Source organism: Ruegeria sp. N11 (assembly GCF_056531525.1).
On the sequence record NZ_JBQFLX010000004.1, the window covers coordinates 82,896 to 95,050 of the forward strand.

The following is a 12,155-nucleotide window of genomic DNA, read 5'->3' on the forward strand; positions in this document are numbered from 1 at the left end:
GTCACGCCACCTCGCTACGGGCCGCACGGATGCGGTAGTTTGTCAGAAGATCGAATGCCAGCAGGAAGAACAGAAGCATCCCCTGGAACACCTGAATGGCTGCGGCCGGCAGGCCCATCTGAGACTGGGCGATTTCGCCGCCAATATAGGTCAGCGCCATCAGGCCACCGGCCAGCAGGATACCCACCGGGTGCAGGCGGCCCAGAAAGGCCACGATGATCGCAGTAAAGCCGTAGCCCACATTGAAATCGATGCTGACGACACCGGCCGGTCCCGAGACCTCGAACATGCCTGCCAACCCGGCCAGCATGCCGGACAGGCCCAGGCAGAACAGGATCAGACGAGCAGGGTTTACACCGGCGAATTTCGCGGCGCGCGGAGCCTCACCTGTCAGGCGGATGTGAAAACCGAGCATGTGACGGTTCAGCAGCACATAGGCAAAGATCACCGCGATCAAGGCGGTTACGACACCCCAGTGCATCCCCGAACCCGCGATCAGCTCGGCATTATGTGCGCTTTCATAGGATTGCAGGTTGCGCGAGCCGGGAAAGCCGAACCCTTCGGGATTCTTCAGCAGGCCAAGAGAAACCGAGGCCAGCATCTGCTCGGCCACATAGACCAGCATCAGCGAAACAAGGATTTCGTTGGTGCCAAAGCGCACTTTCAAAAAGGCCGGGATCATCGCCCACAGCCAGCCGCCAAACGCACCGGCGATCACCATTATCGGGAAGATGTACCAGCCCTCCAATGGGTAGAACGCAAGTCCCGCAGCAGCGCCGAATATGGCGCCCATGATATACTGGCCCTCGGCACCGATATTCCAGATGCCGGCCCGGAAACCCAGCGAAAGGCCAATCGCGATCAGCACCAGCGGCGCGCCTTTCACCAGCAGTTGCGGCCGGTAGTAAAAGGAAAACTCACCGAACAATGGCTCCCAAAAGATGGTGCCGATTGCCTGCAGCGGGTTCTTGCCCAGAATAGCGAACAAAAGCCCGCCAAACACCATCGTTGCCAGCACGGCCACAAGAGGGGTCGCATAAGACCACGCCTTGGACGGCTGCGGCCGTTTCTCCAACACAATCACCTGCTCATCCCTCCAAGTTCTTCATCTTTTTGAAAATACTCCCGCCGGAGGCGGTCAATCTGTCTACACATGAGCCACCTCCATGCCATGCGCGCCGCCCATCATCAGGCCGATCTCATCCACGGTCAGACCTGTGGTCGTGCGTGGCGCGCTCAGGCGTCCTTCATTCAACGCGGCAAAACTGTCCGAGATCTCCATCAGCTCATCCAGATCCTGGCTGATGCAAATGACGGCAGTACCCTTGGCTGCAAGATCCAGAATGGCCTGTCGGATTGAGGCCGCTGCGGCCGCATCCACACCCCAAGTGGGCTGGTTCACCACCAGAACGTCGGGGTTTTGCAACACTTCGCGTCCGATAACAAATTTCTGCAGGTTGCCGCCGGACAGAGACCGGGCCGCATTTTCCGGCCCGGGCGTGCGGACATCAAAGGCCTTGATGATCTTTTCGGCGAAACTCTTCGTCTCGGCCCATTTCAGAAACCCGTTGTTCTCCAGCCCTTCGCGGACCGAACCGGTCAGCAGGGCATTTTCGGTAAGGCTCATATCCGGAGCGGCCGCATGACCCAACCGCTCCTCGGGGGCGGTCAGAACGCCCAGCTTTCGCCGTGCGGTCGGCCCCAATTTGCCAATCGGCTGTCCATTGAACTTGATCGCGTCGGCTGTTGTCTGGATTTCTCCGGACAGCACGCCAAGCAATTCGTCCTGTCCATTGCCCGCAACACCCCCGATGCCCAGAACCTCGCCCTTTCGGACGGTCATATGGACATTCTTCAGCGCGGTCCCGAACTCAGAAGGCGATGGCACCGACAACCCGCTGACATCCAGCGCAACATCCCCAAACTCTCGCCCCGATCGTTCCGGCGTTTGCAGGGTCGAACCGACCATCATCTCGGCCATGTCCCGCGCCGAGGTCTCGGACGGAACGCATTCGCCCACATTCTTGCCCAGACGCAGGATCGTGGCGTGATCACACAGCGTGCGAATTTCTTCCAGCTTGTGCGAGATATACAGGATCGAGGTGCCTTCGGACCGCAATTTGTTCAGCGTCTCGAACAGGATATCAACCTCCTGCGGCGTCAGAACCGAGGTCGGCTCATCCATGATCAAGAGCTTGGGCTCCTGCAACAGACAGCGGATGATCTCCACTCTCTGACGTTCGCCCGCAGACAGATCACCCACCGTGCGATACGGGTCCAGCGGCAGACCGTAGGTTTCGGATACTTGCCGGATACGCGAGGCCAGATCGCCCATGGGTGGCGGGTTCTCCATCCCCAATGCGATGTTCTCGGCCACATTCAGTGCGTCGAACAATGAGAAGTGCTGGAACACCATCGCGATCCCATCAGCCCGTGCGGCACGGGGCTCCGGCGGCGCAAAGGATTGGCCGCGCAACAGCATCGTGCCGCTGTCGGGCTTCACCAGCCCGTAGATCATCTTTACCAGCGTGGATTTGCCGGCGCCGTTTTCACCCAGCAGGGCGTGAACTTCGCCTTCGCCGATGTCAAAGGACACCTGATCATTGGCCACGACGCCGGGATAGGCTTTGGTCAGCCCCTGCAAGCTTAACAATGGAGTGGTCACGCGCTCAGGTCCTTTTTCAACTCGTTCTGCCGGGCAGGGCGCAAAAGCTGCGCCGCGACGCCAACGGCAATCATCTGCGGGTGTTTGCCCAGTGACGGATCACCGATTGGACAGGTTATCCGGCTGATCGGCTCGGGCGAGTGCCCAAGTGCGGCCAGCCGCGATCGGAATCGCGCGCATTTCGTAGCCGAGCCGATCAGCCCGGCAAAGCGGAAATCGTGCAAAAGCAGCCTGTTGCAAAGCTCCAGGTCCAGATTGTGCGAGTAGGTCAGGACCAAATGCTCTGCGTCTCGCGGTGCATGGCGAACCAGTTCTGCTGGCTTGGCGGCCGGAACAGCAGTTACATCCGGCGGCACCGTTTCCGGGAACCGCTCAGGCCCGGTATCGACCCAGGTGATTGCCAGATCGGGCAGAGGGGACAGGACATCGACCAGGGCACGTCCCACATGGCCGGCGCCCCAGATCCACAGATTGCGGGCCGGTGTGTGAACTGGCTCAACCATCCAGCCGTCTAACAACTGAGGTTCGGGTTCGACACCCTGACCCCGGGCTTGCGCCAGCATCCGTTTGACCGACAGCGGCATCACGCCCGTCGAAACCGGGCGAGCGATGATATTGTCATCCAGCCCTGCCACCGCATTCAGATCATAGATCTCGCTGAGCAGCGTCACAGCACCGCCGCAGCACTGGCCCAGATCGGGGCCAAGCGCATGTTGCGTCAGGCGGGACGAAACGGCTTGTGTTCTTGCAGCTTCCGCCGCCTGAAATTCCAAAGTGCCGCCTCCGATCGTGCCGGACTGCCCGTCTTTCCAGACCAGCATCGCGGCCCCGACCTCGCGCGGAGACGACCCCTTGATCCCGGCGATAACCACCCGGACCACCTTGCCGTGGGTATTGACCGCCTCCTTCAAAGCCTCCCGATCAAATCCCATCAGATGCCTCCCTTCATCCTTTGGACGCCGCGCCAGACCTCTTCGGCCGTGGCGGGCGCATCCAGTGCCGGATAGCTGTCCCCGCAAGCCGCCACTGCATTTGACAGTGCCAGCCAGGCGGAAATGCCCAGCATGAAGGGCGGCTCTCCGACCGCTTTCGACCGATAGATCGTGTCCTCGCGGTTTTCGCCATCCCAGAGCGCGACATTGAATATGTCGGGCCGGTCGGAACAGGCCGGAATCTTGTAGGTCGACGGCGCATGGGTGCGCAGATCGCCCTTGCCGTCCCAAACCAGTTCCTCAGTTGTCAGCCAGCCCGCTCCTTGCACATAGCCGCCTTCGACCTGTCCGATGTCCAGCGCCGGGTTCAGCGACGCGCCTGCGTCATGCAGGATATCCGTGCGAAGGATGCGGTTTTCACCGGTCAGCGTGTCCACTGCGACCTCGGTGATCGAGGCCCCGTAGGCGAAGTAGAAAAACGGGCGACCCCGGCCCTTGATCCGGTCCCACTCGATCTTGGGTGTTTTGTAGAACCCGGTCGCTGACAGGCTGATGCGGCCCTGATAAGCCAGCGCGGCAGCTTCGGCGAAGGTATAGCGTTCCTCTCCGACCGATACATGTCCGTCCGAGAATGTCACCGCCGACGGATCGGCCTGATGGCGTTCGGCCAGATAATCGGCCATCCGGTCGCGGATCGTGTCGCAGGCGGCTTTCACCGCCATACCATTCAGATCGCTGCCCGACGAGGCTGCCGTCGCCGAGGTGTTGGGTACCTTCGCGGTATCGGTGGCGGTTATCTTCACCATCTCAAGCGAAATGCCAAAGCGCGACGCGGCGACCTGCGCGACCTTCTGGAACAGGCCTTGACCCATCTCGGTGCCGCCGTGGTTCAGCTGGACCGAGCCGTCTTGATACACATGCACCAGTGCACCCGCCTGGTTCAGGTGGGTCAGCGTGAAGGAAATGCCGAACTTGACCGGGGCAAAAGCGATGCCCTTCTTGATCACTCTGTTCTCGGCGTTCCACTTCTCGATGGCCACCTTGCGTGACGCGTAATCGCTGGTTTTCAGCAGCTTTTTGGTCATTCCGTGCAGTTCGAAATCGCTGACTTCCATGCCGTAGGGCGTGGTGTTGCCGCCTGCGGGCAAGGGGCGCACGGGGGCGTCCCCCATCTCAACAGCGCCGCGGCTGGTCAGGTCTTCGTGCGGATCGGGATGGCCCAGAGGTTTTTCCGCAGGCTCAGCGTCCGCGACAGCATGAGCCGGTTCGTAATAATTCCGGCGGCGCAGTTCGACCGGGTCCAAGCCCAATTCATAGGCTGCGTGGTCCATGACGCGTTCGATACCAACCATACCCTGCGGCCCGCCAAAGCCGCGATAAGCGGTGGCGGATTGGGTGTTGGTTTTCAGCCGGTGGCTTTCGATCCGCGCATTGGGCAACAGATAGGCGTTGTCGGAATGCAGCATCGCACGGTCGGCGACAGGCAGGGACAGGTCCTGCGCCCAGCCGCAAATGGCATATTGCAGGAAGGAAACGCCCTGAATGTGCCCGTTTTCATCGAAACCGGCCTTGTATGCGATACGGAAGGCGTGGCGTTTGCCGGTGATGATCATGTCATCGTCGCGGTCATAGCGCATCTTGCAGGCCTTGCCGGTGGCGCGGGCGGCCACGGCACAGGATACGGCCAGAGCGTTGCCCTGACTTTCCTTGCCGCCAAAACCTCCGCCCATGCGGCGGGTCTCAACACGAACGGCATGCATGGGAACACCCAAGGCATCCGCCACTTTGTGCTGAATCTCGGTCGGGTGCTGGGTCGAGCTGTGCACCAGCATATCCGCGCCCTCATTCGGCACGGCCAGCGCGGCTTGGCCTTCCAGATAGAAATGCTCCTGCCCGCCGATCTCGAACGTGCCTTCGATGACATGCGCTGACCCGGCAATGGCGGCATCAGCGTCACCTTTGGCATAAATACGGGGACCATCTTCGAACCGGCTGTCCGCGGCCAAAGCCTCTTCGACCGTCAGGATCGGGGTTTCTTCGGCATAGTCGATCTTGCCCAGCCGGGCTGCCTTGCGCGCGGCCAGATGGCTGGTGGCGATCACAAGGAAAACGGGCTGGCCAATGTAGTGGATCGTGCCATCCGACAGCAAGGGCTCGTCATGGATCGACGGAGAGACGTCATTCGCAAAAGGCAGGTCGTCGGCGGTCATGACCATGACGACTCCATCGGCAGTTTTTACCGCGGACAGATCCATCGACGTGATCGTACCTTTGGCAATCGGGCTCAAGCCAAAGGCCAGATGCAGAGAACCTTTTGGTGTGGGAATGTCATCCACATAGCGCGCGGTTCCAGAGACATGCAGCGGCGCCGCGTCATGGGGGAGGGGTTTGGTCACGCTCATGCCGACACCTCCAATACGTTTGTGACTTCACCCTGATCTTCGAGGAAATACCTCTCAAGCATCGCTTTTGCGGTCTCCAACCGGTAGGTGGCCGAGGCGCGCATATCCGTCATCGGCGTGAAGTCGTTGGCAAAGGTTGGGATCGCGGCTTGAACAGTCTCATGTGTCCAGGGTTTGCCTGTCAGGGCCGCTTCGACATTCGAAGCGCGCTTGGGAATGCCAGCCATGCCGCCGAACGCGATACGCGCATCAGCGACGACACCGTCTGCCACAGTGATGTTGAAACACCCGCACACGGCCGAGATATCCTGATCGAACCGTTTGCTGAGCTTGTAAGCTTTCAAGCGATCATCCTGGCGCGGGAAACTGACCGCCTCGACGAATTCGCCCGGTGCGCGGTCCTGCTTACCGTAGTCGATGAAGAACTCTTCCAGCGGGATCGACCGGCGCGTGTCACCCTTGCGCAGATGCAGTGTTGCACCTAGGGCAATCAGGGCAGGCGGATTGTCTCCGATAGGCGATCCGTTGGCGATGTTGCCGCCGACGGTGGCCGCGTGGCGCACCTGAACACTGGCGTAGCGGCGGATCATCTCGGCGTAAGAGGGATGCAGGTCGGCCAACGCCTCACCCATGCGGTTCATGTCGACCATCGCACCAAAACGGATTTCGTCATCCGTGATGGTGATTTCTTTCAGGTCGTCACAACGGTTCAGGAATATCACCGGGTCGAGATCCCGCAGTTGTTTCGTGACCCAAAGCCCAACATCGGTCGCGCCGGCAACCAGGGTGGCGTCAGGATGCTGATCATAAACTGCCGCCAGTTCATCCGTTGACCCCGGCAGCATGGGCGATGTCACCCGCGTCGCCACCGGCTTGTCCTTGACCCAAACCGGAACCTGTTGCGCCTCGGCCGCTGCAGCCGCGCGTATGATTGGTGCGTATCCCGTGCACCGGCACAGGTTTCCGGCAAGCTGTGTGTCGTGATCCGTGGCACCATTGGCGTGACTTGCCACCATCGACATGACAAAACCGGGGGTGCAAAAGCCGCATTGCGACCCGTGCAGATCAACCATCGCCTGCTGAACAGGATGGGACTCGCCGTTCGGGCCGCTGGCACCTTCGACGGTGCGCACCGCTTTGCCGTGTAGTTGAGGCAGGAACAGAATGCAGGAGTTCAGTGCCTTGTGGCCACCCTCATCCGTCACCATGACGGTGCAGGCCCCGCAATCGCCTTCGTTGCAGCCCTCCTTGGTGCCGGTCAGGCCACGATCTTCGCGCAACCAGTCCAGCAGGGTCGCTGTCGGATTGACATCCGCCAGCTCCACTGTCTCTCCGTTCAGAAGAAACGTGATATTCATACGAGAAACCCGTCGCGTTACCCAGTTGCGCCCGTTAGGCCCTCCTTCGATGCGACGTAGAAAGAGTGGCGGGCGGATAGCTTGCCGTCAGATGTTAGAAACAGCGCGCCTTGTCTGGCAAGAAAAACTGCCTGTATGATACACCATTAGGCACCCGCGGCTTGTGAATGTCGCTTTTTCAATAACGGTCAGTCGGTTGTTATTAAAGCGCTTTTTGGTAGAAGGTGCCTGCCATCCCCGAAGCACCTTCTGAAAAAGCCGAATAATCGCCGCCGATTTTTCCGGCATTTCAAAGCTGCGGTTCCCGCTTTTGCAACTCCGCAGGGTGGGATAGCGTAGGCAGCATGAGCAGTTCCCCTCGATTCATTCACCTCCGCGTTCACACAGAATACTCTCTTCTCGAGGGCGCCGTGCGGCTGAAAAAGCTGCCCGCCCTGTGCGAGAAGATGGAGATGCCTGCCGTTGCCGTGACGGACACCAATTCCATGTTCTCAGCGCTTGAGTTTTCGGTAACGGCCAGCGGTGCCGGTGTGCAGCCGATCATGGGCTGTCAGGTCGATCTGACCTATGTGCAGCCGCAACCCGGCGAAAAACCCAAGGCGCCCGCGCCGCTGGTGCTGCTGGCGCAGTCCGAGGTTGGATATGAGAACCTGATGAAGCTCAACTCCTGCCTTTATGTGGACAAGGGCGGGCAACTGCCGCAGGTCACGTTGGACGAACTGGCCGACCGCTCAAACGGTCTGATCTGCCTGTCCGGCGGTCCCGACGGGCCGGTCGGGCGGTTGCTGCAACAGGGGCAGCGCCCGGCGGCAGAGGCTTTGGTTGACCGATTGGCCGCGATGTTTCCGGACCGGCTTTATATTGAACTGCAACGCCACCCGGTCGAGGACGGCCAGCCCGAAGCGGAACGTCTGACCGAGATTGGCCATGTCGAGATGGCCTATGCCAAGAACCTGCCGCTGGTCGCCACCAATGACGTCTATTTCCCGACCTCGGATATGTATGAGGCGCATGATGCGCTGATCTGTATCTCGGAAGGGGCTTATGTCGACCAGCAGGAAGGCCGCCGCCGCCTGACCGCGCAGCATTATTTCAAGTCGCAGCAGGAAATGGTGACCCTTTTCGCCGACCTGCCGGAGGCGATCGAGAACACGGTCGAGATCGCGCAACGCTGTGCCTTCATGGCCTATCGCCGCGATCCGATCCTGCCGAAGTTCGCAGATGACGAAGTCGCCGAACTGCGTCGCATCGCAAATGAGGGTTTGCAGAAACGTCTGGCCGTGATTCCGCATGCCGTGACGCCTGAGGAGTATCAGGAACGGCTGGATTTCGAACTGGGCATCATCGAAGGGATGGGATTCCCCGGTTACTTCCTGATCGTTGCGGACTTTATTCAATGGGCCAAGGACCACGACATTCCGGTTGGGCCGGGGCGGGGTTCAGGCGCGGGATCGTTGGTGGCCTATGCGCTGACGATTACGGACCTTGACCCGCTACGTTATTCACTTCTGTTCGAACGCTTTCTGAACCCGGAACGGGTCTCGATGCCTGACTTCGATATCGACTTCTGCATGGACCGCCGTGAAGAGGTGATCCGATACGTGCAGCAGAAATACGGGCGCGACAAGGTGGGGCAGATCATCACCTTCGGCGCGTTGCTGTCCAAGGCCGCCGTGCGCGATATCGGGCGGGTGTTGCAGATGCCCTATGGGCAGGTGGATCGCCTTTCCAAGATGATCCCTGTTGAAGGGGTAAAACCCGTTTCCATCGAAAAGGCGCTGAAGGACGAGCCGCGCCTGCGCGAAGAAGCGCGCAACGAAGAGGTCGTGGACCGTCTTCTGACCTACGGCCAGCAGGTCGAAGGGCTGCTGCGGAACGCCTCGACCCACGCGGCGGGTGTCGTGATCGGGGACCGCCCGCTAGACGCGCTGGTGCCGCTTTATCAGGATCCGCGGTCCGATATGCCGGCAACCCAGTTCAACATGAAATGGGTGGAACAGGCCGGGCTGGTGAAGTTCGACTTTCTGGGTCTGAAGACGCTGACCGTGATCCAGAACGCGATGGATCTGATCTTCAAATCCGGGCGGCCCCTGCATGTCGCGGCGGATGGTACGGAACTCTATGAACCCGCCGAGGGGGCGGAAAACCAGATCAACGCCATCCCGCTGGATGACGAGGCCACGTATAAACTCTATTCGGCGGCCAAGACCGTGGCGGTGTTCCAGGTGGAATCTTCGGGCATGATGGATGCGCTCAAGCGCATGAAACCGACCTGCATCGAGGATATCGTGGCCCTTGTGGCGCTGTATCGCCCGGGCCCGATGGAAAACATCCCGACCTATTGCGAGGTCAAGAACGGTCTGCGCGAGATCACCTCGGTTCATCCTCTGATCGATCATATCCTCGAGGAAACGCAGGGCATCATCGTCTATCAGGAACAGGTGATGCAGATCGCGCAGGTGATGGCGGGGTACAGCCTTGGTGGCGCCGACCTGCTGCGCCGCGCGATGGGTAAGAAGATCAAAGAGGCGATGGACGCCGAACGCCCCAAATTCGAAAAGGGCGCAGGCGAGAATGGCGTGGATGCCAAGAAAGCCTCCGAAGTCTTCGACCTGCTCGAGAAATTCGCGAACTACGGCTTCAACAAATCCCACGCCGCCGCTTATGCGGTAGTCAGCTACCAGACCGGTTGGCTGAAGGCGAACCACCCGGTCGAGTTCATGGCGGGCGTCATGAACTGCGATATTCACCTGACCGACAAGCTGGCCGTCTATTTCGAAGAAGTCCGCAAAGGGCTTGAGCTTCCTTTTGTGCCGCCCTGTGTAAACCGCTCGCTGGCGACGTTCGATGTTGTCAACGGAGAGCTGGTTTACGCGCTGGGCGCGCTCAAGAACGTAGGCGTCGAGGCGATGAACCTTGTTGTCGAAGGGCGTGGGGACAAGCCGTTTGTGAACCTCTTTGACTTTGCCCGCCGGGTCGATCTGAAGAAGGTCGGTAAACGTCCGCTGGAAATGATGGCGCGGGCCGGGGCCTTTGATCAGCTCGACAAGAACCGCCGCCGCGTCTTCGAAAGCCTTGAGCAACTGGTGCAGTACTCGGCGGCGATCCACGACCAGAAGAACTCGAACCAGGTGTCGCTGTTCGGTGAGGCCGGGGATGATCTGCCCGAACCGCGGCTTTCCGCGACACCCGACTGGTTGCCGGCAGAACGCTTGAGCGAAGAGTTCAAGGCAATCGGCTTCTATCTTTCAGGCCACCCACTGGACGATTACATGCCTGCGCTGAAGCGCAAGCAGATTTTGACACTGGACGAAGTGACCGAAAAGGCGCGTTCCGGCCCTTTGATTGCCAAGATGGCCGGTGTCGTCGCAGGACGACAGGAGCGCAAGTCAGCGCGCGGCAACCGCTTTGCCTTTGCGCAGCTTTCTGATCCGACAGGAGCTTATGAAGTCACGCTGTTCTCGGATACGTTGGAGAAATGCCGGGAATTTCTGGAAACAGGTGCGCAGGTTGTTCTGACCGCCGAGGCGACGATGGAGTCGGATCAGTTGAAACTGCTCGGGCGATCCGTTGGACCAGTGGACTCGGTGGTGGCCGACGCGGGCGCAACCGGGCTGCGCATCTTCGTGGATCAGCCGCAGGTTCTGCCCACCGTCGCCAGGGTTTTGGAAGACGCTGCCGGTGCAGCCAAGGGCGCGGCGAAGGGGCCGATCCATCTGTGTCTGCTTGACCCGGGCTTGCCTGGGGATGTGGAAATGGATCTGGGGCAGGATTTTCCGATCAACCCGCAGATCAAAGGCGCGATCAAATCGCTGGATGGCGTGATGTCGGTCGAGGAAATCTGACGTCCAACGGCTTGTTGCCAGAAGATTGCCACCAAGCTAGGCTGGAATTCTACCTATATTCATTTGGGTTAAGTCATGGGAGGACGCCAAATGGGGATTTCAGGAAGACGTCTGGGAATACTGGTCGCTGCTGCTGTGGCGTCACTGGCATTGTTGCCCGCAACTCAAGCTTTGGCGGATAAGGACAAGCAGGAAGACGCGCTCAAAGGCGCTTTGATCGGCGCGGGCGTTGGTGCTTTGGTCGGCGATGGCAAGGGGGCCGCTGCCGGGGCTGTTGTCGGGGCCATCATCGGCGCCAATAAAAAGTGACCACCGATCCCAAAATAGGATCGATGCCCAATTTGAGAGGACTTGCCATGCGTTTTCACGGGTTCAAACTGATTTCGATGGTCGCTTTTATCGCCGCGCCGGGAATTGCGCTGGCCGATGACGAAGCGGACCAGATGATGCAGGAGGCGCTGCCGCTGATGTACCATACCTGCGCATCAGTCATCGAAGAGGCAGACGGGAATGACGAGTACGTCCTGGACGTGGTCGGAAAGATGACGGCCCTGTCTCTGTACAATCGCCAGATCGACATCGAACAATACGCCGCGTCCGAGGACGACAAAGCCAAGATGCGCGAAAACTTCCTGGCCGCGCTGACCGAAGGATGCACCGGGGACGAGGATGCGCTGCTGGGCGGTGTTGTGGACAGTGCGGTGAAATCGACGCTGGGACTGTAACCCCTTAGTAATGCGGCGGGCGCTCGTCGCCGAATACGACACCGCCGGATCCTTCCTGCGCGCGCTCAGCCTCACGTTGCAACAGCATCTCAACTCTGCGGGTCAGGCGTTCAATCTCGGTTTGTTGCCGCGTGACAACCGCGTTCAGGTCTTCGACTGTACGGGTCAGGTGGGCGATCTGTTCTTCCAGATGCTGCATGGGTGACTCCTGTCTCTGGGGCAGGTCAT

Annotated in this window: 9 protein-coding genes; 3 read left to right on the top strand and 6 right to left on the bottom strand. The window is 60.0% G+C overall.

Annotated elements, in window-relative coordinates; translation table 11 throughout:
* Nucleotide 1: 1 nt before the first annotated feature.
* From ACR0J8_RS05460 to xdhA, 5 genes are all read right to left on the bottom strand, one after another.
* Nucleotides 2-1,084, bottom strand: coding sequence for an ABC transporter permease (locus ACR0J8_RS05460; RefSeq protein WP_170614852.1), 1,083 nt, complete (start codon nt 1,082-1,084; stop codon nt 2-4).
* A 63-nt stretch (nt 1,085-1,147) separates the two neighbouring features.
* Nucleotides 1,148-2,665, bottom strand: a complete 1,518-nt coding sequence (locus ACR0J8_RS05465) for an ABC transporter ATP-binding protein (RefSeq protein WP_170614851.1) — start codon at nt 2,663-2,665, stop codon at nt 1,148-1,150.
* Complete coding sequence (gene xdhC / locus ACR0J8_RS05470) at nt 2,662-3,597, bottom strand: xanthine dehydrogenase accessory protein XdhC (RefSeq protein ID WP_480524168.1); 936 nt, start codon at nt 3,595-3,597, stop codon at nt 2,662-2,664. Before xdhC ends, ACR0J8_RS05465 begins: the two co-directional genes overlap by 4 nt.
* A complete protein-coding gene (gene xdhB, locus ACR0J8_RS05475; protein WP_480889093.1) occupies nt 3,597-5,999 on the bottom strand; it encodes a xanthine dehydrogenase molybdopterin binding subunit in 2,403 nt (800 codons plus the stop codon). The genes xdhC and xdhB overlap by 1 nt, the downstream gene beginning before the upstream one ends.
* Entirely contained in the window at nt 5,996-7,357 is a 1,362-nt protein-coding gene (gene xdhA / locus ACR0J8_RS05480) for a xanthine dehydrogenase small subunit (protein ID WP_480889095.1), read from the bottom strand. Before xdhA ends, xdhB begins: the two co-directional genes overlap by 4 nt.
* 344 nt (nt 7,358-7,701) lie before the next feature.
* On the opposite strand from xdhA, the gene dnaE reads away from it, so the two are divergent.
* The 3 genes from dnaE to ACR0J8_RS05495 all read left to right on the top strand — a co-directional run bounded on the left by dnaE (nt 7,702) and on the right by ACR0J8_RS05495 (nt 11,927).
* Nucleotides 7,702-11,202: a DNA polymerase III subunit alpha gene (dnaE, locus tag ACR0J8_RS05485; RefSeq protein ID WP_480889097.1), complete on the top strand. Its 3,501-nt coding sequence runs from the start codon at nt 7,702-7,704 to the stop codon at nt 11,200-11,202.
* A 90-nt stretch (nt 11,203-11,292) separates the two neighbouring features.
* Complete coding sequence (locus ACR0J8_RS05490; RefSeq protein WP_170614846.1) at nt 11,293-11,511, top strand: YMGG-like glycine zipper-containing protein; 219 nt, start codon at nt 11,293-11,295, stop codon at nt 11,509-11,511.
* A 47-nt stretch (nt 11,512-11,558) separates the two neighbouring features.
* Nucleotides 11,559-11,927 carry a hypothetical protein gene (locus ACR0J8_RS05495; protein ID WP_480524176.1) on the top strand — a complete coding sequence of 123 codons (369 nt, stop codon included), beginning with the start codon at nt 11,559-11,561 and terminating at the stop codon, nt 11,925-11,927.
* Between the two features lie 4 nt (nt 11,928-11,931).
* Here the strand turns inward: ACR0J8_RS05495 and ACR0J8_RS05500 are convergent, their stop codons facing one another.
* The gene (locus tag ACR0J8_RS05500; protein ID WP_170614844.1) at nt 11,932-12,126 is read right to left on the bottom strand and encodes a SlyX family protein; all 195 of its coding nucleotides are present in this window, start codon (nt 12,124-12,126) and stop codon (nt 11,932-11,934) included.
* Nucleotides 12,127-12,155 lie beyond the last annotated feature (29 nt).